The sequence below is a fragment of the Streptomyces rimosus genome, assembly GCF_008704655.1.
Lineage (GTDB): Bacteria > Actinomycetota > Actinomycetes > Streptomycetales > Streptomycetaceae > Streptomyces > Streptomyces rimosus.
This window is the reverse complement of sequence record NZ_CP023688.1, coordinates 1,883,743-1,906,300: the sequence shown is the minus strand read 5'-3', so window position 1 is coordinate 1,906,300 and position 22,558 is coordinate 1,883,743. Positions and strand designations below refer to the sequence as shown.

Here is a 22,558-nt window from a genome sequence, read left to right as displayed (position 1 = left end):
CCCCCGTTCGGGGGTGGTGAGACCTGCGTCACTGATTACACGATGGCGGTAGGCGGTGCGGCAATGAGGAGGACACATGGCGGACACCGAAGAGACAGGTGTGACGGGCGGTACGGGCGATAGGGGTGGTGTTGCGCCGGTTACGGGGGTGACGGGAGCGGCGGACGATCAGCGGCCCACGGGCACCGGCCCGACCGCCGCGTTCCGCGCGGCCCGGGATTTCCTCCTGCGCCATCGCGAGGACTACGACGGCGCGCGCAAGGGCTTCACCTGGCCCCGGCCCGCGTACTTCAACTGGGCGCTGGACTGGTTCGACCGCATCGCCGACGGCAACGACCGCACCGCCCTGCACATCGTCGAGGAGGACGGCACCCACACCCGCCACACCTTCGACGCACTGCGCCGCCGCTCGAACCAGGCCGCCAACTGGCTGGCCGCGCAGGGCGTACGGGCCGACGACCGGATCGTGGTCATGCTCGGCAACCAGAGCGAGCTGTGGGAGACCGCCCTCGCCGCGATGAAGCTGCGCGCGGTGGTCATCCCCGCCACGCCGCTGCTCGGCCCGCTCGACCTCGCCGACCGGGTGCGGCGCGGCCGGGCCCGGCATGTGCTCGTACGGGGCGACGACATCGGCAAGTTCGCGGACGTACCCGGCGACTACACGCGGATCGCGGTCGGCGGTGGCGAGGAAGCAGCGGCGGCGGGCTGGCTCGCCTACGAGGACGCGTACTCCGCCCCCGAGACGTACGAGCCCACGGGCCCCACCCACGCCGACGACACCCTGATGCTCTACTTCACCTCCGGCACCACGGCCCGCCCCAAACTGGTCGAGCACACCCACACCTCGTACCCCGTGGGCCACTTGGCGACCATGTACTGGATCGGCCTGAAACCCGGCGACGTCCACCTGAACATCTCCTCGCCGGGCTGGGCCAAGCACGCCTGGTCCAACCTCTTCGCCCCCTGGAACGCCGAGGCCACCGTCTTCATCCACAACTACACCCGCTTCGACGCGGCCCGGCTCATGGCCGAGATGGACCGGGCGGGCGTCACCAGCTTCTGCGCGCCGCCCACCGTCTGGCGGATGCTCATCCAGGCCGATCTGACGGCGCTGAAGAACCCGCCGCGCGAGATCGTCGCGGCCGGCGAACCGCTCAACCCGGAGATCATCGAGCGGGTGCGGGAGGCGTGGGGCGTCACCATCCGGGACGGCTTCGGGCAGACCGAGACCGCCGTCCAGGTCGCCAACACCCCCGGGCAGCCCCTCAAACCGGGCTCCATGGGCCGCCCCCTGCCCGGCTTCGAGGTCGTGCTGCTGGACCCGGTCACCGGCGAGCCCGCCGACGAGGGCGAGATCGCCCTCGACCTGTCGGCCCGCCCGGTCGGCCTGACCACCGGCTACCACGGCGACCCGGACCGCACCGCCGAGGCGATGGCCGGCGGCTACTACCGCACCGGCGACATCGGCTCGCGCGACGCCGACGGCTACCTCACGTACGTGGGACGGGCCGACGACGTGTTCAAGGCATCTGATTACAAGATTTCACCCTTCGAGCTGGAGAGCGCACTCCTGGAGCACGAAGCGGTGGCCGAGGCCGCCGTGGTGCCCGCGCCCGACCCCCTCCGGCTGGCCGTGCCCAAGGCGTACGTGGTGCTGGCGGCCGGCTGGGAACCTGGTCCCGAGACCGCGGCGGCACTCTTCGCCCACTCCCGGGCGGTGCTCGCCCCGTACAAGCGCGTGCGGCGGCTGGAGTTCGCGGACCTGCCCAAGACGGTCTCGGGCAAGATCCGTCGCGTGGAGCTGCGCGAGCGCACCGCCGAGCAGGGCGGGGGCGCCGCCGAGTACCGAGAGGAAGACCACCGATGACCGACATGAGCAGGCCGCCGGGCCACCCGCCGGGACCCCGGGAGAGCGCCGCGGCAGGTCACCACCTGGCGTATGCCCGGGGCGAGACCGGCCGGCCGCTGCTCGACCGCACCATCGGCGCCGACCTGGAGCGCGCGATCAGTCGCTTCGGCGACCGCGAGGCGCTGGTGGACGTGGCGGGCGGGCGCCGCTGGACGTACGCGGAGCTGGGGCGGGCGGTGGACGAGGTGGCGCTCGGCCTGCTGGCCAAGGGCGTGCGCAAGGGCGACCGGGTCGGCATCTGGGCGCCCAACTGCCCGGAATGGGTGCTGGTGCAGTACGCCACCGCCCGCATCGGCGCCATCATGGTCAACATCAATCCGGCCTACCGTGTGCACGAATTGGCGTATGTGCTCAAGCAGGCCGGGATGAGCGTGCTGGTCTCCGCCGTCGCCCACAAGTCCAGCGACTACCGGCGGATGATCGAGCAGGTGCGGGCCGAGAGCCGGGCGCTGCGCGACGTGATCTACATCGACGACCCGACCTGGGACGGGCTGCTGGCGGCGGGCGCGACGGTGCCGTACGAGCGGCTGGCCGCCTGCGCGAAGGAGCTGTCGCCGCACGACCCGGTCAACATCCAGTACACCTCCGGCACCACCGGCTTCCCGAAGGGCGCCACCCTCTCCCACCACAACATCCTCAACAACGGCTTCTGGGTGGGCGAGACCGTCGGCTACACGGAGCACGACCGGGTCTGTCTGCCGGTGCCCTTCTACCACTGCTTCGGCATGGTGATGGGCAACCTGGGGGCCACCTCGCACGGCGCCTGCATCGTCATCCCGGCGCCCGCCTTCGACGCGGCGGCCACCCTGCGCGCCGTCGAGCAGGAGCGCTGCACGTCCCTGTACGGCGTGCCGACCATGTTCATCGCCGAACTGGACCATCCGGACTTCGCCACGTTCGACCTGTCGTCGCTGCGCACCGGGATCATGGCGGGCTCGCCGTGCCCGGAGGAGGTGATGCGGCGGGTCGTCTCCGAGATGCACATGGCCGAGGTCTCCATCTGCTACGGCATGACCGAGACCTCGCCGGTCTCCACGCAGACGCGGCGCGACGACGACCTGGCGCACCGCACCGGCACGGTGGGCCGGGTGCTGCCGCACATCGAGGTCAAGGTGGTGGACCCGGCGACCGGCGCGACCGTGCCACGTGGCGAGCCCGGCGAGCTGTGCACCCGCGGCTACAGCGTGATGCTGGGCTACTGGGAGGAGCCGGAGCGCACCGACGAGGCGATCGACGCGGAGCGCTGGATGCACACCGGTGACCTGGCGGTGATGAACGACGACGGCTATCTGCGCATCGTCGGCCGCATCAAGGACATGATCATCCGGGGTGGGGAGAACGTCTACCCGCGCGAGATCGAGGAGTTCCTCTACACCCACCCGAAGATCGCGGATGTGCAGGTGGTCGGCGTCCCGGACGCCAAGTACGGCGAAGAGATCGCTGCCTGCGTCATCCTGCGCGACCCCGCGGCCGGCCTCACCCGCGACGAACTGGCCCGCTTCTGCCGCTCGCGGCTGGCGCACTACAAGGTCCCGCGCTACGTACACGTCCTCGACGCCTTCCCGATGACCGTCAGCGGCAAGGTCCGCAAGATCGAGCTGCGGGAGCGGCTGGCGGCGCGGCTGGCGGCGGAGGCGGAGCCGACGGCGGCCCCGGTACGGCCGACGGAAGCGGGCGCCGCGGGGCCCGTCGAGGCCGCCCAGGCGTAAGAACCACACGTACGAACCAGACGTAAGAAGCCGTCTGCAACGGTACGGCCGGGCCGCGCGCCATGGGATCAGGCGCGGCCCGGCCAGTCCAGCGCCAGCTGCTGGGCGCGCGGCAGCCGCGCCACGATCAGGTCGTACGAATCCTCGATCATGTCCAGGACGAGCCGGTCGTCCAGCGCCCCCGCCAGCGAGACGGTGTTCCAGTGCCGCTTGTTGAGGTGGTAGCCCGGCACGATCTCGGGGTGCGCGGCGCGCAGCCGCTCGGCCAGCTCCGGGTCGCACTTCAGGCTCACGGCCAGCGGCACGGCGTCCAGAGTGGCCAGCGCGAAGATCTTTCCGCCGACCTTGAACGTGGACACCTCCGGGTGCCGGGGAAAGGGGAACTCCTCGACCGCCCCGTTGAAGTCCAGACAGACGGCCCGCAGCCGCTTGGCATCGAACATGCAGGCATTATGGCGCGCCGCCGGTCCCGGCCCCCGGGCCCCCGTGCGGTGCCGGGGCACGCTAGAGCGGCGCGGGCGGCAGCGGTACGGCCGTCAGAACGGCGGAAACCAGCACCACCGCCGCCAGCGCCACCAGCTCCGCACGGGCCGGCCGGGTGGCCGCGCCCGGCACGGCCGCTTCCCGCCGCAGCCGCCCGCGCGCGACCAGCGCCAGCCCGCTCACGATCAGGACGAGCACCAGCTTGGCCAGCAGCACACGCCCGTACCCCGAGGTGAACACCTCCGCGAGCGGCAGCCGGCGCAGCGTGCTGCACACGCCGGTCGCGGTGATCGCGGCGAACAGCAGCGCCGCAGGACGCGCGTACCGCGTCAGCACCTCGCGCCCGGCCGCCGCGTCGTGCCGCCACCGCCACCGGGTCCGCAGCACGTGCAGCAGCCCGCCGGTCCACAGCGTGGTCGCCGTCAGGTGCACGAGGGTGAGGGCCGTACCGATCTCCGGGGTGTACGGCTCGGGGTGGGCCCGCAGCGCCTCGCCGAACACGATGGCCGCCAGCGGCACGACCGCCCACCCCGGGCGTCTGGAGGTGGCGCACAGGGCGGCCAGCAGGAAGGCGTTGGCCTCCAGGAGCGCGAGCAGGCCCGGCCGGGTCGCGTACGCCTCGACGAGGGCGGGCCCGGACAGCCCCGCCACCGGCGATCCGCTCCCCGCCACCAGCAGCAACTGCCCCACGGCCGCCGCCACCCCCGCCCACGCGGCCCGCACCGCCCACGACCGCGGCAGCCCCGCCGACGCCCCGGCCACCCGCCGCGCCAGCCGCACCCCCGCCAACTCCCCGACGTGCACGCACAGCGCGGCCAGCAGCACCGCCCGCAGCAGCGCGATGGCCCCGTCACCGGGTAACCGGATCTCGTACGACTCGTCGACCACGAGCCCCGTACCGAGCAGGGGCACGAGGACGGCGACGGTGACGGACGCGGCCACGGCGAGGACGCGCCGCGCGGGGGAGAGGCGGGCCGCCGCCGCGTCCGTGGCGGACTGCTCGCCGAGATCCCCGGAACCGGGGCGGGAAGGGGGCCGGGACGCCGGTCGGGGTGGCTTCATCCGGCGATCGTCCCCGGCGGCCGGAACACCGGCAAGCCGGGCGCCCGCGCAGGTCACACAACCAGGCCACCGGCCCGTGAGCCGTATGTGACGCCGGTCGCCGGCCCTCAGCCGTCCCGGCGCATGCACACCCGCTGCCACCGGTCCAGGCCCAGTTCGCCCTCCCGGCGGCGGATCTCCCGCAGGCCGGGCGTCAGTTCGGCCTCGGCGAGGACACGGAAGCCGATACGGGCGTAGTACGGGGCGTTCCACGGAACGCCCGCGAACGTCGTCAGGGTCAGCGCCGGAAGCCCGCTGTCCTGCCACGCCCGCTCGATGAGCGCCCGGCCGAGGCCGCGGCGGGCGGCGTCCGGGTGGACCGAGACCTGCTCGATGTGGGCGCAGCCGTCGACCGGCTCCCACAGCAGATACGCGAGCGGCGCGCCGTCCGCCGCTCCGTCATCGGCGACCAGGGCCCGTCCCGCCTGCTGACAGCGGGTCAGTTCCGCGGGCGACGGAGGTTCGTCGTCCGCGATCACATCCATGCCCACGGCGCGGAAAGCCTCCCCGGCCGCGCGCTCGATGGCGCGCAGCGCGGGGAGGTCGCCGGGGGCGGCCGGACGGATGACGGGGTCGGGGCGGGTGCCGGATGCCTTCATGGCAGCACCGTCGCAGGTCGCGGGGCGTACGGCAGCCGATTTTCCCGGGTACGGGTGCCGGGTCGGGCGGTACGGCCCTCCACGGCGTCCGCGTACGTACGGGCCAGTTCGGCGGCCGGGGTGCCCGCGGACGGGTCCATGCCCAGCCGCTCCGGGGTCTCGCCGACCCAGCCGGGGCTGACGGCGGTCAGCCGCAGCCCGCGGGGCATCTCGGGTGCCGCGGCCTGTGCGAAGGCGTCCAGCCCCGTGTTCACCAGCGCGGCGAACGCGCTGCCCGGGGTGGGTTCGTCGAACCGGCCGCTGGTGAGCACGACCGCCCCGCCGTCCTGTAGGTGGTGCAGCGCGCGCCGGGTCAGCTGCACCTGCCCGAGCAGCTTGCCGTGCAGACCACGGGTGAATTCGGCGTCGGACGGCTCGTCCAGCGGCGTCAGCCGCCCGCTCGCCGCGCAGCAGACCACGGCGTCCGCGCCGCGCACGGCCGGGTCCTCGAACAGCGCGTCCGCGGACGCCGGATCTTCCATGTCCACCCGTACCGGCCCGCGCCGCGAGGCCCGTACGACCGTGTGCCCGCGCCCCGCCGGCTCGTCGGCGACCGCGCTGCCGATGACCCCGCTCGCTCCGATGACGATCACCTTCATACGGGCCTCGGCTCCTCGTCCCTGTGGTCGGCCGTCACGGCCGGACACAACCGCCGGAGCGGCCGTTTCCTTCCCGGCCGGACGGCTCAGTGCCGTACGAGCCGGCTCGCCGACCGCCCGGCGAAGAACAGCAGACCGGCCGTCAGCACCAGCGCCATGACGCCCGCCTGGAGCACCGACCGCGCATCCGGCCCGTGGGCCAGGGCCGGGTTCAGGACGAGGGTCAGGCCGGTGACCGACACCAGCGGACCGGCGGCGTACCAGGCGGCGAACAGGAACGGGCCGGGGCCGCCCATCGGTGTGGCGCCGCCGACGAACAGCAGGTCCGTGCGGGCCGGGCCGCGGCAGGCGCCGAAGACCGCCGCCGCGGCGAACGGCGCCGCGCACAGCGGCATCAGCAGCAGCGCCCACCCGGCACCGGCGAGCGCGTACGGTACGGCCGCCAGCAGGCCCAGCAGCGCGCCGAGCGCCGCCGGCACGATGGCGTGGTGCAGCATCAGCGTCCGCAGCCGGAACGGCGACCAAGCGGCGCGTCGCGCGTCGTCCGTCTCCAGGCGCGCCGGTTCGGCCAGGGCACCGACCGCGGCGTACCCGCACAGCAGCCCTACGGCCAGGCCGAGCACGCGCCGCTCGGCGACCGGCCCGGCGCCGAGGCCCACCGCCGCGGCCGCGGCGGCCGTCCAGGCGACCGCCCGCCCCAGCCGCCCCGGCATGCGCAGCAGGGCCAGCAGGTCGCGCCACACCACGATCAGATACCGGTGCGGCGGCGCCGGCAGCCGCACCCGGCGCTTGGGCGCGTCGCCGCCCGCCTCCAGGACGGCCAGTTTCGCGGCCCGCAGTTCCAGGGCGAACACTCCGGACGTGACGGCCGAGGCCGTCGCCGCACGGCCCCGCAGCTGGGCGTTGGGCACGTGCGCGGCGTCCCGGTGCGCGTACCCGGCCGCGGCGGCGGTGACGGCCGCGAGGAGTACGAGCGCGACGGGCCAGCCCGGGGCCTGCCCGCCGGTGACCGCCACCACCGGCTGTGCCGCCCAGCCCCACGGGCCGGACCACAGTTCGGCCCACTCCACAGGCGCCCAGCGGTGGCCGCCGAAGGCCAGCGCCGTCTGCCCGGCCGCCAGCGCCAGGAGAAGGGCGGCAGGCGCGGTGAGCCGCCGTACGAGGCGTGCCGACTGTGACCTGCGCTCGACCGCCATGCCCAGCGATACGGCCAGCAGCGGCAGGCAGACCCCGGCCGGGAACAGCGCGGCCAGCGCGCCGCCGAAGGAGGCCAGGCCGGTGACGTGCAGGACGACGGCCGCGGCCGTCGCGGCGAGCGCACCCGCGGCCATCGCCAGTACGGCGGACATCCGGAAGGCGGGCCGCAGCACCGCGCCGCGCCGTACGGGCTGTGCCAGCAGCCAGCCGGCGGACGGCCCGGACACGACCACCGGTCCGCGCCACAGCGCGTCGCGGGCGGCGAGCACGGCCAGTGCGAGGGCGACGACGACGAAGGCGCCCGGCAGGGTGCGCTGGAGGTCCGCGCCGAGGCTGCCGTGGTCCGCGCCGATCTTCAGCGACCGCAGGAAGCGGAAGGCGTAGCCGCCGCCGTAGCCGAGGACGGCGAGCACCACGCAGTACGCGAGGACGGCACGGTCGCGGCGGCGCTGCCGCTGGTGCGCCCGGCGTTTGTCGCGCAGCCAGCGCAGCGTCTCGACGGTGCGGTCGTCCTCCTGCTCGTTCCAGACGGCCGGATCGCTGGTCTCCTCCTCCGCCGCGCGCGAATCCGTCTCCGTACCCCGCGCCGTCATGAGCGCACACCCAGCTTCCGCAGCACCTCCGCCGGAGTGCCCTGCTCGATCACCCGGCCGTCCTCCAGCGCGATCATGTGGTCGGCGACCTCCTCGGCCAGCTCGGCCTGGTGCGTGGCGAGCAGGACGGCCACGCCGTCCTCCTTCTCCGCGACCAGGAGGGCGGCCAGGCGCGCGCGGGCGCCGGGGTCGAGCCGCTGTTCCGGTTCGTCCAGGACAAGCAGGTCGCGCGGCCGTACCAGCGCGGCGGCCAGCAGCAGCGACTGCAGCTGACCGGAAGAAAGCGCATTGGGCAGCGCGTCGGCGTGGTCGGCCAGCCGCCGGTCGGCGAGCACCTGGTCGATCCAGGCAGGGGCGTCGTCCACCGCGTGCGCGACCGTGACGAGTTCGAGGTGTTCGCGGACGGTGAGATCCGGATAGCAGGCCACGCTGTCGCCGACCACCGCCACCCGCGCCCGTACCTCCGGGTCGTCCTCGGCGACCGTACGGCCCGCGAACAGCGCCCGGCCGCCGGTCGGCGCGTCCCGGCCGCACGCGATCCGCAGCAGCGTGGACTTGCCGGACCCGTTGTGCCCGAACAGCGCGGTGCAGCGGCCCGCGGCCAGGTCGTGGTCGATCGGGTGCAGGGCCTGCCGGTCGCCGTAGCGACGGCTGACACCGCGCAGTTGCAGCAGCGCGTCCGCGCCGTTCCTGGCCGTCATCGAGCCTCTCCGTACGCTGGTCGGGGACCCACCGACCCTAACCAGCACCGCCGCGGTGGCCGGCCGCCGCCCCTACCGGCTCGTGGCGCCGTCCCTGATCAGCTCATCGGCCGGATCGTTGACCGGCTGCGGGGTGCCGGTCAGGTCCATGACGAACAGCGGGAGGTGCAGTTCGTCGGCGCGGGCGCGGGCGTCGCGGGAGTAGCCCGCCAGGGAGAAGCAGACCGCGATCGCGGAGTCGTTGAGACCATTGAGCCACAGGCACTCGATCTCCCGCAGCTTGGTCGCCCGGGTCGTCGGGTCCACCTGGGCCACCACGCCGGTGCCGCGCAGGTCCACCCCGGACGCGCTGCGTTCCTGCGCCGCCAGGACATCGGTGAAGCCGAGCCACTTCAGGTACTGGGCGGCGGCGGTGACACAGTCCCGGGCCGTACGGATGGTGACCGGGCGGAAGGCGGGCCGCAGCACCGGCGGCGGGCCGGGCGGCCCGGCCGAGGACGCGAGGGAACTGCCGGGCGCCGGCGGGTTCGGCGGGGGCGGGGTCGGTACGGGGACGACGGGAACGCGCACCACCGTTCCGCACACACAGCCCGACTCAGGCGCCGGCCACTCGTCCAGCCGCCCGCAGGTATCACAGCGCACCTCCACCCAGGAGCTCTGCCACGTACGGTGCACGATCTCCACCGGCACACCACCGCGCAGCACCGGCAGAGTCAGCGGCGCCCCGCAGGCGCACGGGAACGTGGGCGGGGTGAAGGCGTTCTCGCGGCGGCACGTCGGGCAGCGCACCGGCACGCTGTCGGCCATGATCGGCTCCCGGCAGGTAGGTCGGCAGACAGATTCCGTTGCCGTCCATGGTCCCCCAGCGGGCGTTGGGGGGAGGCTCACGGTGGGAGGCCGACCATACCGCAGGGATATGCGCGGGGGTCCGGCTTTCACCCAAATCGTACGGACACCGTGCGCGGTTCCGCCCGCACCGGCGCCGTGGTGGTGCCGCCCGGCGGCACGGGAGTCGGGCGCGACAGGACGATCGCGCCGCCGGGCGGGGTTCGGGGGAGTGCCGTGCCGGCCGGCCACCCCTCAGCGGACCGGCCGGCACGGGCGCGCGATGGGCCGGACCTCCCGTCGGGCCCTCGCGCTGACCGGGGGCTCAGTCCTCGCGCAGCTCGTGGACCTTCGCCTCGACGCGCTTGCCGTACTCCGGGTCGGCGGCGTGGAAGTGGGCGAGGTTCTTCTCGACCACGTCGTCCCGCGAGACCTGTGCCAGGCCGCCGGCGATGTTCGCCACCAGGCGGTTCTTCTCGTCCTCGGACATCAGCCGGTACAGCTCGCCGGCCTGGAAGAAGTCGTCGTCCTTGGTGTGTGCCGGGGCCGCGTGGGTGCCGGTGTGGCCGGTGAGCGCGAACGGCGCGGCCAGCGGCTGGTCCGACTGCACGGGACCGTCGTAGGAGTTGGGCTCGTAGTTCTTGGCGTGCCGGCCGTAGGCGTTGGACGCCATCAGGCCGTCCCGGCCGTAGTTGTTCGCCACGGTCGCCTTCGGCGCGTTGACCGGCAGCTGGGTGTGGTTGACGCCCAGGCGGTAGCGGTGCGCGTCGGCGTAGGCGAACAGCCGGCCCTGGAGCATCTTGTCCGGGGACGGACCGATGCCGGGCACGAAGTTGTTCGGCGAGAACGCGGCCTGCTCGACCTCGGCGAAGACGTTGTCCGGGTTGCGGTCGAGCACCATCCGGCCGACGCGCTGGAGCGGGTAGTCGGCGTGCGGCCACACCTTCGTCAGGTCGAACGGGTTGAAGCGGTAGTCCGCCGCCTCGGCCGCGGGCATGATCTGCACATACAGCGTCCAGGACGGGTACACGCCGCGCTCGATGGACTGCAGCAGGTCGGTCTGGTGGCTGTTGGGGTCCTTGCCCGCGAGCTCCGCGGCCTGGTCGCTGCTCAGGCAGCGGACGCCCTGGTTGGTCTTGAAGTGGTACTTGACGAAGAAGCCCTCGCCGTCGGCGTTCGTCCACTGGTACGTGTGCGAGCCGTAGCCGTTCATGTGCCGGTACGAGGCCGGGATGCCGCGGTCGCCCATCAGCCAGGTGACCTGGTGGGTGGCCTCGGGGGAGTGGGCCCAGAAGTCCCAGACGTTGTCCGGCTCCTGCTTGCCGGTGAACGGGTCGCGCTTTTGCGAGTGGATGAAGTCCGGGAACTTCAGCGGGTCCTTGATGAAGAAGACCGGGGTGTTGTTGCCGACGAGGTCGTAATTGCCCTCCTCGGTGTAGAACTTGACCGCGAAGCCGCGCGGGTCACGGGCGGCGTCCGGGCCGCCGAGGCTGTCGGCGACGGTCGAGAAGCGGATGAACAGGTCGGTGCGGCGGCCGACCGCGCTCAGGAAGTCCGCGCGGGTGAAGGCGGTGACGTCGTCGGTCACCTCGAAGTACCCGTACGCGCCCGAGCCGCGGGCGTGCACCACCCGCTCCGGGATGCGCTCGCGGTTGAAGCGGGCCAGCTTCTCCAAGAGGTGCTGGTCCTGGAGGAGCAGCGGGCCACCGACGCCGGCGGTGGCGGAGTTCTGGTTGTCGGCGATCGGGGCGCCGGCTTCCGTGGTGAGACGGCGCGTCGTCGTGGGCTTCGGCATGGTGACCTTCCGTACGAGAGCGCGGAAGTCGGCTTCCGCATGTTGGAGCGTAGGGAGCACCCCCATCACCGTCAACACTTTGTTGAAAAGTTGCGGGGTGGTGCTCGGACGGGGCAGAGAGCGGCATTTCGGGCGCGCTCGGAGGGGTTTCCCGGCGGCGGCGCCTGGGCGCGACAGGACAGGTGTCGGCGCCGCCGCCGGGAAGTCTTCGGGGCCCGGGCTCTTACGCCTCGGGCGAGGGGTGCGCGGTGGCCAGCAGCAGGACCGGCCGGGCTGTGGTCACGGCCTCCTTACGGGCCCAAGTGGCCGCTGAGCGCAGGGCGTCGGGGTCGCCCACCCGGTGCGCCGAGCAGCCGTACGCCCGCATCAGCTCCAGCGACCGCCTGCCGCTGGGGGGCATCGGGCCCGACCGCGACCAGCACGAACGGCACCTCGTGCAGCGCCGCGAACGCCAACGCATCGGTGGCACGCGGCAGTTCGCGTACGGGGACGAGGGTGACGACCGTGGTGTCCCGGCGGCCCAGGGCGTTCAGGGCCACGCGTACGCCGATCGTGACCGGTGCTTGGCGGCCGGGCGGCCCGTTCCCGCCGCACACCACGTACCGCGCCGCGTGGCGCGACGACGACCGGTGCGGGTCGCCACAGAGCCGGCGGAGACCGGCGTCGGTGACGATGTACGCGTCCGGGCCGACGGCTTCGTCGATGACCCGGCAGGCCGTCAAACGGTGGTGGGGCTGGAGAGGCGTTCGACGCCGCGTAGGAGGGCGGAGTGGTCGAGGCCGCCGTCGCCCTGTGCGCGCAGGGCGGCGACCAGGGAGGCGACCAGGGTGCCGACGGGCAGGGCGGCGCCGACCGTGCGGGCGGCGTCGGTGACGATGCCCATGTCTTTGTGGTGCAGATCGATGCGGAAGCCGGGTGTGAAGTCGCGGGTGAGGAAGTTGGTCTTCTTGCGGGTCAGGACGGTGGAGCCGGCCAGTCCGCCGCCCAGGACTTCCAGGGCGGCGGTCAGGTCGACGCCGGACTTCTCCAGGAAGACGACGGCTTCGGCGCAGGCCTGGAGGTTGACGGCGACGATGAGCTGGTTGGCGGCCTTGACGGTCTGCCCCGCTCCGTGCGGGCCGCAGCGCACGATGGTCGTGCCGAGGGCTTCGAACAGGGGGCGGGCGGCGTCGAAGTCTTCCTGGGGGCCGCCGACCATGATGGACAGGACGGCCTCGATGGCGCCGGCCTCGCCGCCGGAGACCGGGGCGTCCAGCACCCGCAGGCCCCGCTCTGCTGCGGCGGCGGCCAGGTCGATGGACGTTTGCGGGGTGATCGAGGACATGTCGATCAGCAGTGCCCCGCGCCGGGCGTTGGCCAGGATGCCGTCGGGGCCGTAGGCGATGGCCTCGACCTGGGGGGAGGCGGGCACCATGGTGATGATGACGTCGGCCTCGCGTACGGCTTCGGCGATGGAGGTGGCGGGGGTGCCGCCGGCGGCGGCCAGCCGGTCGAGCTTGTCCGGTTCGAGGGTGTGGCCGGTGACCGGGTAGCCGGCCTTGAGCAGGTTCTCGGCCATGGGCGCGCCCATGATGCCCAGCCCGATCCACGCGATCTTCGGAAGAGTGCTCATGTACGGGGTGCCTTTCGTGCGGCGGGTCAGGGGGCGGTGGTGGCGCGCTGGGGGCGGGGCAGCCAGGCGAACGCGTCCGCGCTGGGGGTGTTGCCGGGCTGGTATTCCAGGCCGGTCCAGCCGGTGTAGCCGTTGGTGTGCAGCCGGTCCAGGAGGTCTTCGAGGGGGAGGGTGCCGGTGCCGGGGGCGCCGCGGCCGGGGTTGTCGGCGATCTGGACGTGGCCGGTCAGCGGGGTGTAGCGGTCGATGACCGCTTCCAGGTCCTCGCCGTTCCTCGCCAGGTGGTACAGGTCCATCAGGAAGCGGGCGTTGTCCAGGCCGGTGGCGGCGTTGACCGCGTCCACCACCTCGATGGCCTTGGGGGCGGAGACGATCGGGCAGTCGGGCGACTCCGGCGCGTTGAGTGCCTCGATCAGCAGCGTGGCGCCCACCCGGTGCGCGGCGCGGGCGGCCAGGGTGAGGTTTTCCAGTGCCAGGGCGTCCTGGGCGGCCGGGTCGACGCCCTGGACGCGGTTGCCGTACAGGGCGTTGAGCGCGGTGCAGTCCAGCGACTGCGCGAAGTCCGCGGCCACCTCCACGTTGGCGCGGAAGCGCTCGGACTCCTCCCCGGGGACGGACAGGGCGCCGCGGTCGGGGCCGGGCAGCTGCCCGGCGTAGAAGTTCAGGCCGACCAGGTGGGTGCCCGCGTCGCGCAGCGCGTTGCGCAGGGCGTCCAGCTGCCGTTGTGCGGGGACGGGGGCGTCGGTCCAGGGCCACCACAGCTCGACCGCGGTGAATCCGGCCGCGGCGGCCGCCGCCGGGCGTTCCAGCAGCGGCAGCTCGGTGAACAGGATCGAGAGGTTGACATCGAAACGCGCGTCGGAGAAGCCCATGAGGGGTGAGCGACCTTCCGTATTGTGGAACTGTGTTTCTGCTGGTTGGAACATTGCCTGCGGATCTCGCGACCTGTCAAGAGGTGGACCGGTGGCCCGCCGGGCGCTCGTGAGGCGGTTCCCCGGGCCCGGGGAACCGCGCGGCCCGGCGGCGATACTTTGGTGGCATGGTGCGATTGCGAGTGGAATTCACGACGGAACCGTTCGATCTGGACGAAGCGCCCGCCCACGCGGTCGTGGGGCGCGAGATCATCACCGGTGCCGGGCTGGACGCCGTCGACGTCGGCCCCTTCGGCAACACCGCCGAAGGGGAGGGCGAGAAGGTGCTGTCGGCGGTGGACGTGCTGCTGCGCAAATCCCTGGAGGCCGGCGCCACCCGGGTCTCCCTCCAGGTCAACGTGATCGCGCCGGGCGAGGGGGACGCGACGTGACCGAGCCCGCCGATCACCCGTTCGTCCAGGCGGTCAAGCCGCTGGTGGACGCCATGGGTGCGGAGATGATCGCGCCGGAGCAGGCGCAGGGTGACGATGTCGTCCTGGCCTGGGAGGGGCAGGACCGGGTGGCCGTACGGCTGCCGCACCTGTCCGACTCGCTGGATCACCTCCTCGCCGAGCTCCAGCGCCGGCACGGCATGCCGCTGTCGGACCTGGACCGCCGGACCAAGCAGTCGGTGGTGCGGGTCCTGGAGGCGCGCGGTGCTTTTTCCGTACGGCACGGCGTCGAGACGGTGGCCGGTGCGCTCGGCGTCAGCCGCTTCACCGTTTACAACTACCTGAACAGGGACAACGCCACGAAGGGTGCCGACTGACCCGTAAGTGGGGCCGGTTGGGCGAACCCGCGCATGCCGCCGTCCGGGCGAACCGGACGGCGGCTTTCTTGTTGCCGAGTTTTCAACAAAGTGTTGACGTGATGTTGCCGGAGGTCTTAGCTGTTTCCAGCCAAGCAGAGCCCGCACCGCACCAGGCCACGGAGGCTACCCGTGTCTTCGAATCCGACGCCGGGCCTCGCCCGGTTCAACGCCGCTTCCGACCGTGCGGCACGAGCCGCACTGCACGAGGCGTGCGCCAGCGAAGCGTGGGGCAACCACCTCCTCGCCCACCGCCCGTACGCCACCACCGAAGCCCTGTACGCCGCCAGCGACGCCGCCATGGCCGAGCTGACCGCGGCGGACCTGGCCGAGGCGATGGCCGGGCACCCGCCCATCGGCCGGCCCACGCCGGGCGACGCGACCTCCTCGCGCGAACAGCGCGGGATGTCCGACGCCGACGCGGACCTCAAGGCGGAGATGCTCGAACTGAACCTGGCGTACCAGGAGAAGTTCGGGCACGTCTTCCTCATCTGCGCCACCGGACTGACCGGCGAGCAGCTGCGGGACGCCGCCCGTAACCGCGTGGACAACACGCCGGAACAAGAACGCGAGATCGTGCGTACCGAACTGGGCAAGATCAACCGCATCCGGCTGGGCCGCCTCGTCGAGGACGCGGCGGACCCGGCAGACGCCGCAGAAGGAGCCACACCATGAGCAGCGAGACGGCCGCGCACGACACGTCGGTGTCCACGCACATCCTGGACACCAGCGTGGGCCGCCCCGCGCAGGGCATCGCCCTGACGCTCTCGGTACGGTCCGGACACGACGCGGACTGGAAGGCACACGGCGCCTCCCGGACCGACGCGGACGGGCGCTGCAAGGACCTGCCGGCCCTGCCGGCGGGCACCACCCACGTACGCCTGGACTTCGCGACCGAGGCGTATCTCGCCAGCAAGGCCGAAACGGCCGACCAGCAAGCCGAGGAACAGCAGGACGCCCCCCGCGCAAGGGACAGCGGAGCTTTCTTCCCGGAGGTGGCGATCACCTTCGCCGTCACGCCGGGCGAGCACTACCACGTACCGCTGCTGCTCAACCCGTTCGGCTACTCCGTATACCGAGGGAGCTAGCACCGAAATGCCCACGATTCTCGGCCAGAACCAGTACGGCAAAGCGGAAAACCGAGTCGTCAAAATCACCCGGGACGGCGACACCCATCACATCAAGGACCTGAACGTTTCGGTAGCGCTCTCCGGCGATCTCGAAGACGTCCACCTCTCCGGCTCCAACGCCCACTGCCTGCCCACCGACACGACCAAGAACACCGTGTACGCCTTCGCCAAGGAACACGGCATCGAGTCGGCCGAGCAGTTCGGCATCCACCTGGCCCGGCACTTCGTCACCAGTCAGGAGCCGATCCGGCGGGCCCGGATCCGCATCGAGGAATACGCCTGGGAGCGCATCGAGACCTCCGAGGCCGCCGCGCAGTTCATCGGCGCCGACGAGGTCAAGCACTCCTTCGTCCGCAAGGGCCAGGAGACCCGGCTGACCCAGATCACCTACGACGGTGAGAAGTGGCAGGTCATTTCCGGCCTGAAGGACCTCGTCGTGATGAATTCGACGAATTCCGAGTTCTGGGGCTACATCAAGGACAAGTACACGACGCTGAAGGAGGCGTACGACCGCATCCTGGCCACCGAGGTGTCCGGCCGCTGGCGGTTCAACTGGACCGACGACGACCAGCGGATGCCCAACTGGGAACGCTCCTACGCCCAGGTCAAGAAGCATCTGATGCACGCCTTCGCGGAAACCTACAGCCTCTCGCTCCAGCAGACCCTCTACCAGATGGGTTCGCGGATCATCAATAACCGCGCGGAGATCGACGAGGTGCGGTTCTCGCTGCCGAACAAGCACCACTTCCTGGTGGACCTGGAGCCGTTCGGCCTGAAGAACGATACCGCCGAGGGAGCCGTCTACTACGCGGCGGACCGCCCGTACGGCCTGATAGAAGCCACTGTCCTGCGCGACGGTGTCGAAGCCGAGATCCCGACGGATCTGACCAACCTCTGACGGCTCCCGACGCAGCGCCGTGCCGCGCCGCCCCTTCCCGTCCCGCAGCGGGGAGGGGCCCCGCGAATCCTGAGGGGAAACGCCCCATGGCCGCACACCCACCGCACGTTGAGAAACACCCCGTCCCGCCGGTCCACCCGGTGGACGAGAAGCCGGCACCCAAGCGGCTCGTCCCCGCCGCGCTCCAGCACATCGCCGCCATGTACGCCGGCGTCGTCACCCCTCCGCTCATCATCGGCCAGGCCACCGGCCTGGACACCGCGGGCCGCACCCGGCTGATCGCCGCCAGCCTGCTGATCGCCGGTCTCGCGACCCTGCTGCAGACCCTCGGCGCCGGACGGTTCGCCGGCAACCGGCTGCCGTTCGTCAACGCCGCCTCCTCGGCCGGCATCACCCCGATGCTCGCCATCGCCGAGACCACCGCCAAAGGCCACCAACTCCCCGCGATATACGGGGCGGTGATGGTCGCCGGCGCCTTCTGCCTGACCGTCGGCCCGTTCTTCGGCAGGCTGCTGCGCTACTTCCCGCCGCTGGTCACCGGCGTCGTCATCACCCTCATCGGCGTCACCCTGATGCCGGTACCGGTCGGCTGGGCGCAGGGCGGCGACAAGGAGGCCGCCGACTTCGGCTCCATGAAGCACCTGGCGCTGGCCGCCTTCACCCTCGTGGTGATCCTGCTGATCCAGCGCTTCACCCGGGGCTTCGTCAAGCAGATCGCGCTCCTGCTGGGGCTGGTCGCGGGCACCCTCGCCGCGGTCCCGTTCGGCATGGCGAGCTTCGACGCGCTGCGGGAGGCGCCCGTCGTCGCGCTGCCCACCCCCTTCGCCTTCGGCGCGCCGGAGTTCCAGCCCGCCGCCATGCTGTCCCTGTGCATCGTCATGCTGGTCCTGATGACCGAGTCCGCCGCCGGGATGCTCGCCCTCGGTGAGATCTGCGAACGGCGTACGACCGGTCGGACCATCACCCGCGGGCTGCGTACCGACGGCATCGCCACCCTTCTCGGACCGGTCTTCGGCGGCTTCCCGACCAGCGCCTTCGCGCAGAACGTCGGGGTCGTCTCGCTGACCCGGGTACGCAGCCGGTACGTCGTCGCCGTCGCGGGCGCCACCCTCCTGGTCCTCGGCGCCTTCCCGGTCCTCGGCGCGGTGGTCAACCTCGTGCCGATGCCCGTCCTCGGCGGCGCCGGCATCGTCCTGTTCGGCTCGATCGCGGTCAGCGGCATCCGTACGCTCTCCGAGGCCGGCCTCGACGACAGCTCCAACATCATCCTCGTGGCCGTGTCGCTGGGCGCGGGCATCATCCCGCTCGCCGCCCCGCGGTTCTACGAGGACTTCCCCGCCTGGGCACAGACCGTGCTCGGCTCCGGCATCAGCGCCGGCGCGCTCGTCGCGGTCCTGCTCAACCTGTTCTTCCACCATCTCGGCACCCGGAGCACCAAGGGGGCAGCGGTACTGTCAGCCGCCTCGCCCGGTTCCGGCACTCAAATCCCGTAGGGCCCTGCCGTGCCCGAACCCCAGAGGAAAGCAAGAGGAAGCACCATGGCAGCACCGGCAGCCTCTGACAGCAGGGCGACGCGGCGCATCGTCATCGAGAACTGCGCCATCGCGACCGTCGACGCAGACGGCACCGAGTACGCCTCGGGCCACCTCGTTGTCGCCGGCAACCTCATCGAATCGGTGGGCGCGGGCAAGGCCCCCGAGGGCCTGGAGAACGTCGTCCGCCGTATCGACGGCACGGGCCACCTCGTCACCCCCGGCCTGGTCAACACCCATCACCACTTCTACCAGTGGATCACCCGCGGGCTGGCCACCGACCACAACCTCTTCAACTGGCTGGTGGCCCTGTACCCGACCTGGGCCCGCATCGACGCGCCGATGCTCGCCGCGGCCACCCAGGGCTCGCTGGCCATGATGGTCAAGGGCGGCGTCACCACCGCCTCCGACCACCACTACGTCTTCCCGCGGGGCTCCGGCGACCTGGTCGGCGCCGAGCTGGCCGCGGCCCGCGAGATCGGTGCCCGGATCACCCTGGCCCGCGGGTCGATGGACCGCAGCGTCAAGGACGGCGGGCTGCCGCCGGACTTCGCGGTCGAGACCACCGAGGGCGCGCTGAAGGCCACGGAAGAAGCCATCGACACCCACCACGACGCGTCCTTCGGGTCGATGGTGCACATCGCCGTGGCCCCCTGCTCCCCGTTCTCGATATCCACCGAACTCCTGCGTCAGGGAGCCGAGTTGGCCCGCCGCAAGGGCGTGCGGATGCACACCCACGGCTCGGAGACGGTCGAGGAGGAGAAGTTCTGCCACGAGCTGTTCGGCATGGGCCCGACCGACTACTTCGAGTCCACCGGCTGGCTCGGCGAGGACGTGTGGATGGCGCACTGCGTCCACATGAACGACTCCGACATCGACGCCTTCGCCCGGACGAGGACCGGCGTCGCGCACTGCCCGTCCTCCAACGCGCGGCTCGCGGCCGGCATCGCCCGGGTACCCGACATGCTCGCCGCGGGCGTACCGGTCGGCCTCGGCGTGGACGGCACCGCCTCCAACGAGAGCGGCGAACTGCACACCGAACTGCGCAACGCGCTGCTGATCAACCGGCTCGGCGCGCACCGGGAAGCCGCCCTCGACGCCCGCAAGGTGCTGCGCCTGGGCACTTACGGCGGCGCCCAGGTGCTCGGCCGGACCGCGGAGATCGGCTCCCTGGAGGCCGGGAAGCTGGCCGACCTGGTGCTGTGGAAGCTGGACGGCCTGGCCCACTCCACCATCGCCGACCCGGTCACGGCCCTGGTGTTCGGGGCCGCGGCACCGGTCACCCTCTCGCTGGTCAACGGAGAGCCGGTGGTCGAGGACGGCCGGCTGACCACTGCCGACGAGGAGGCCATCGCCCGTACCGCCCGGGCGGAGGCCCAGCGCCTGGCCCGGATCGCCGCCGAGGGCTGATCCCCGCCCGGCGGCACCCCGAGAACTCGGCCGGGGGGACGGCCCCGGCCGGGAGCTTGTGGATCCGAGCGGGGTCCACAAGCGCCGGAACCCGGGGGCACGGAGGTCGCTCCGTGCCCCCGGCCCGGTCATGCCGCACCTCATCACCCCCCATCACGTGACGACCCGCCACCCCCATTACGTGACGACCCGTCACGCCCCTTTCACGCGCCACGAGCGCGGACCGCTGCTCCACCGCACCCGACGCACGACCTCCGTGACAGCCTCGCGCCGCCGCCCCCTCGCGGCGCAGAAATCGAAGGAGGCCCGCAGTGGCCGCAACCCCAGGGCGGACGGCGCAGGGCGACCGCAAGCACCCGGTCGACGCAACCCTGCCGCCCTTCAAGATGTTCACCAGCGGCCTGCAGCACGTGGCCGCGATGTACGCGGGCGTGGTGGCCCCGCCGATGATCGTCGGTCCGGCCTGCGGACTCGGCCCCACCGAGACCGCCTTCCTGGTGGGCGCCGGCCTCTTCACCGCCGGAATCGCCACCCTGCTGCAGACCCTCGGCTTCTGGAAGATCGGCGCCAAACTGCCCTTCGTCAACGGCGTCTCGTTCGCCGGGGTCACCCCGATGGTCGCCATCGGCAAGGCCCAGAGCCCCGGTGACGCGCTGCCCGTCATCTTCGGCGCGGTGATCGTCGCGGGGGTGCTCGGCTTCCTGCTCGCGCCCTACTTCTCCAGGCTGGTGCGGTTCTTCCCGCCGGTGGTCACCGGCACCGTCATCACCCTGATCGGCGTGTCGCTGCTGCCCGTCGCCTTCAACTGGTCCCAGGGCGGCAACGCCACCGCGCACGACTACGGTTCGCCGGTCAACATCGGCATGGCGGCGCTCACCTTCGTCATCGTGCTCGTCCTGCGCAGGGTGCTGCGCGGCTTCCTCCAGCAGATCTCGATCCTGCTGGGCCTGGTCGCCGGCACGCTGATCGCGATACCCGTGGGCATCACCGACTTCGGGGCGATCACCGAGGCGGCCCCGGTCGGCTTCCCGACGCCGTTCCACTTCGGCGCCCCGCAGTTCGACGCGGCCGCCATCGTCAGCATGTGCATCGTCATGCTGGTCTGCATGACCGAGTCCACCGCCGACATGCTGGCCCTCGGCAAGATCGTGGACCGGCCGGCCGACGAGCGCACCATCGAGGGCGGCCTGCGCGCCGACACCCTCGGTACCGCGATCAGCCCGCTCTTCAACGGCTTCGCCAACAGCGCCTTCGCGCAGAACATCGGCCTGGTCGCGATGACCAAGGTGCGCAGCCGGTTCGTCGTCGCCACCGGCGGCCTGATCCTGGTCCTGCTGGGCCTGTGCCCGGTCGCCGCCTCAGTGATCTCGCTGGTGCCGCTGCCGGTCCTGGGCGGCGCGGGCATCGTGCTGTTCGGGTCGGTTGCCGCCAGCGGCATCCAGACCCTGGCCACCGCGGCGATGGACAAGGGCGAGAACGCGCTGATCGTCGCGGCGTCGGTGGGCATCGGCCTGATACCCATCGCGGCGCCGCGGTTCTACCACGACTTCCCCAAGGACATGCTGGTCGTCCTGGACTCCGGCATCAGCACCGGCTGCATCGTCGCCATCGTGCTCAACCTGGCCTTCAACCACTTCGGCAAGCGGCGCGGCGAGCCCCCGCTGGAGGTGATCCCGCAGCAGCCGGAGCGCGGGGCTCCGGACGCGCGGCCGGCCGGGGCGCACTGAGCCGTATCCGGCCCGGACACACCGACGGCCCGTACCGCGCCGGACTCCCGGCACGGTACGGGCCGCCGTGCGGCTCAGCCGATGTGGTACGAGTCCCCGTACACCTTCCAGTCCAGCGGCGGGTCCAGGTTCAGGTTGCCCTTCTTGAGGAAGACGCGCTGCGCGGTGTCGACGCGGCTGGTGTCGCTGTGCGCCTCCTCCTGCTTCATCGCCCACACCCGCGCGTCCAGGAAGGCGTCGAGGTACGCCTTCTCGTCGCCGCCCTGGGCGGGCGTCCTGGCCTTGGCCATGGCGCGCTTGCGGATGTTGGAGAAGCTGGTCTTGTCGCTGCCGTCACCGTGCATGACGAGCGCGTCGTAGTACGCGAACTGGCCCAGCACACCGATCTTGTCGGCCTTGCCCTGCTTGACCGCCGGGTTGAAGTACACCCGGTCCCGCTCGTCGTTCTGCGCCTGCTGGAAGTCCTTGTCCTGGGCGGCCTTCTTCCAGTCCTTCTCGAAGGCGGAGCCCAGACCCGCGTGCGAGTCGCTGCCGTTGACCTTGCGCAGCGCGGGCAGGTACTTCGCCAGGACGTTGCCGGGCTTGCGCTTGGTGTACAGCTCGACGAGGTCGAGCATGTCGCCCGTACCGGAACAGAAGCCGATGATGCCGGCGGTGTAGCCGCGGCCGTCCTTGATGTCCTCGATGTAGGCGTACTGCTTCTTCCAGTCCAGCGAGGAGTTCTCGGCGCTGGAGACCAGCTGCATGGCGATCTCCTTCTTCGCCGGGTCGTCCAGTCCGGCCGCGGCCTTGGCGGCGGGGGCCGCGACCGGCGTCCGGCCGGTGGCGGCGACCGCGGTACCGGCGACGGCGGTCGCCGGTACGGCGAACAGGACCAGACCGACGGTCAGGCCGGTGGCGGGCTTGCGGATCGCCTTGGCTATGGATCGGGCACGCATGGTTGTCCTCCAGGGGAGCGGGCCGGGTGGCCGGGGTGCGGT

22 protein-coding genes are annotated in these 22,558 nt (G+C 72.1%); 10 read left to right on the top strand and 12 right to left on the bottom strand.

Features of this window, described 5'->3' with window-relative positions:
- Positions 1-76 precede the first annotated feature (76 nt).
- Both CP984_RS07820 and CP984_RS07815 read left to right on the top strand, forming a co-directional pair.
- Positions 77-1,867, top strand: coding sequence for an AMP-binding protein (locus CP984_RS07820; RefSeq protein WP_078586871.1), 1,791 nt, complete (start codon positions 77-79; stop codon positions 1,865-1,867).
- Complete coding sequence (locus tag CP984_RS07815; protein ID WP_003984270.1) at positions 1,864-3,618, top strand: AMP-binding protein; 1,755 nt, start codon at positions 1,864-1,866, stop codon at positions 3,616-3,618. The genes CP984_RS07820 and CP984_RS07815 overlap by 4 nt, the downstream gene beginning before the upstream one ends.
- Before the next feature lie 68 nt (positions 3,619-3,686).
- Here the strand turns inward: CP984_RS07815 and CP984_RS07810 are convergent, their stop codons facing one another.
- The 11 genes from CP984_RS07810 to CP984_RS07760 all read right to left on the bottom strand — a co-directional run bounded on the left by CP984_RS07810 (position 3,687) and on the right by CP984_RS07760 (position 14,034).
- Positions 3,687-4,061, bottom strand: a complete 375-nt coding sequence (locus CP984_RS07810; RefSeq protein ID WP_003984269.1) for an MmcQ/YjbR family DNA-binding protein — start codon at positions 4,059-4,061, stop codon at positions 3,687-3,689.
- A 61-nt stretch (positions 4,062-4,122) separates the two neighbouring features.
- Positions 4,123-5,163 (bottom strand): CopD family protein, encoded by a 1,041-nt coding sequence (locus tag CP984_RS07805; protein WP_003984268.1) that lies wholly within the window; start codon positions 5,161-5,163, stop codon positions 4,123-4,125.
- Positions 5,164-5,270: 107 nt separating this feature from the next.
- A complete protein-coding gene (locus CP984_RS07800) occupies positions 5,271-5,801 on the bottom strand; it encodes a GNAT family N-acetyltransferase (protein ID WP_003984267.1) in 531 nt (176 codons plus the stop codon).
- Entirely contained in the window at positions 5,798-6,439 is a 642-nt protein-coding gene (locus CP984_RS07795; RefSeq protein WP_003984266.1) for an SDR family oxidoreductase, read from the bottom strand. Before CP984_RS07795 ends, CP984_RS07800 begins: the two co-directional genes overlap by 4 nt.
- Positions 6,440-6,525: 86 nt before the next feature.
- The gene (locus CP984_RS41205) at positions 6,526-8,229 is read right to left on the bottom strand and encodes a DUF6297 family protein (RefSeq protein WP_030183138.1); all 1,704 of its coding nucleotides are present in this window, start codon (positions 8,227-8,229) and stop codon (positions 6,526-6,528) included.
- Positions 8,226-8,930: an ABC transporter ATP-binding protein gene (locus CP984_RS07785; protein ID WP_003987113.1), complete on the bottom strand. Its 705-nt coding sequence runs from the start codon at positions 8,928-8,930 to the stop codon at positions 8,226-8,228. Before CP984_RS07785 ends, CP984_RS41205 begins: the two co-directional genes overlap by 4 nt.
- Positions 8,931-9,002: 72 nt before the next feature.
- Positions 9,003-9,737, bottom strand: a complete 735-nt coding sequence (locus tag CP984_RS07780) for a hypothetical protein (RefSeq protein ID WP_003987114.1) — start codon at positions 9,735-9,737, stop codon at positions 9,003-9,005.
- A 343-nt stretch (positions 9,738-10,080) separates the two neighbouring features.
- Positions 10,081-11,550 carry a catalase gene (locus CP984_RS07775; RefSeq protein WP_003987115.1) on the bottom strand — a complete coding sequence of 490 codons (1,470 nt, stop codon included), beginning with the start codon at positions 11,548-11,550 and terminating at the stop codon, positions 10,081-10,083.
- A 290-nt stretch (positions 11,551-11,840) separates the two neighbouring features.
- Complete coding sequence (locus tag CP984_RS07770; RefSeq protein ID WP_003987116.1) at positions 11,841-12,272, bottom strand: hypothetical protein; 432 nt, start codon at positions 12,270-12,272, stop codon at positions 11,841-11,843.
- Positions 12,269-13,162 carry a 2-hydroxy-3-oxopropionate reductase gene (locus CP984_RS07765; protein WP_033020447.1) on the bottom strand — a complete coding sequence of 298 codons (894 nt, stop codon included), beginning with the start codon at positions 13,160-13,162 and terminating at the stop codon, positions 12,269-12,271. Before CP984_RS07765 ends, CP984_RS07770 begins: the two co-directional genes overlap by 4 nt.
- Before the next feature lie 26 nt (positions 13,163-13,188).
- Positions 13,189-14,034, bottom strand: coding sequence for a TIM barrel protein (locus CP984_RS07760; RefSeq protein WP_042807690.1), 846 nt, complete (start codon positions 14,032-14,034; stop codon positions 13,189-13,191).
- Between the two features lie 170 nt (positions 14,035-14,204).
- Here CP984_RS07760 and CP984_RS07755 point away from each other — a divergent pair, with 170 nt between their 5' ends.
- The 8 genes from CP984_RS07755 to CP984_RS07720 all read left to right on the top strand — a co-directional run bounded on the left by CP984_RS07755 (position 14,205) and on the right by CP984_RS07720 (position 21,578).
- A complete protein-coding gene (locus CP984_RS07755) occupies positions 14,205-14,465 on the top strand; it encodes a hypothetical protein (protein WP_078575377.1) in 261 nt (86 codons plus the stop codon).
- The gene (locus tag CP984_RS07750) at positions 14,462-14,842 is read left to right on the top strand and encodes a helix-turn-helix domain-containing protein (protein WP_003983141.1); all 381 of its coding nucleotides are present in this window, start codon (positions 14,462-14,464) and stop codon (positions 14,840-14,842) included. Before CP984_RS07755 ends, CP984_RS07750 begins: the two co-directional genes overlap by 4 nt.
- Before the next feature lie 171 nt (positions 14,843-15,013).
- Positions 15,014-15,556: a 2-oxo-4-hydroxy-4-carboxy-5-ureidoimidazoline decarboxylase gene (gene uraD / locus CP984_RS07745; RefSeq protein WP_003983140.1), complete on the top strand. Its 543-nt coding sequence runs from the start codon at positions 15,014-15,016 to the stop codon at positions 15,554-15,556.
- Entirely contained in the window at positions 15,553-15,969 is a 417-nt protein-coding gene (gene uraH / locus CP984_RS07740; protein ID WP_003983139.1) for a hydroxyisourate hydrolase, read from the top strand. Before uraD ends, uraH begins: the two co-directional genes overlap by 4 nt.
- A 7-nt stretch (positions 15,970-15,976) precedes the next feature.
- Positions 15,977-16,909 carry a factor-independent urate hydroxylase gene (pucL, locus tag CP984_RS07735; RefSeq protein WP_003983138.1) on the top strand — a complete coding sequence of 311 codons (933 nt, stop codon included), beginning with the start codon at positions 15,977-15,979 and terminating at the stop codon, positions 16,907-16,909.
- 86 nt (positions 16,910-16,995) lie between these two features.
- A complete protein-coding gene (locus CP984_RS07730; RefSeq protein ID WP_003983137.1) occupies positions 16,996-18,402 on the top strand; it encodes a nucleobase:cation symporter-2 family protein in 1,407 nt (468 codons plus the stop codon).
- Between the two features lie 45 nt (positions 18,403-18,447).
- On the top strand, positions 18,448-19,851 hold the full coding sequence (locus tag CP984_RS07725) for an 8-oxoguanine deaminase (protein ID WP_003983136.1): 1,404 nt from the start codon (positions 18,448-18,450) through the stop codon (positions 19,849-19,851).
- Between the two features lie 311 nt (positions 19,852-20,162).
- A complete protein-coding gene (locus CP984_RS07720; RefSeq protein ID WP_003983135.1) occupies positions 20,163-21,578 on the top strand; it encodes a nucleobase:cation symporter-2 family protein in 1,416 nt (471 codons plus the stop codon).
- Positions 21,579-21,652: 74 nt separating this feature from the next.
- Here the strand turns inward: CP984_RS07720 and CP984_RS07715 are convergent, their stop codons facing one another.
- A complete protein-coding gene (locus CP984_RS07715; RefSeq protein ID WP_003983134.1) occupies positions 21,653-22,516 on the bottom strand; it encodes a chitosanase in 864 nt (287 codons plus the stop codon).
- Between the last annotated feature and the right edge of the window lie 42 nt (positions 22,517-22,558).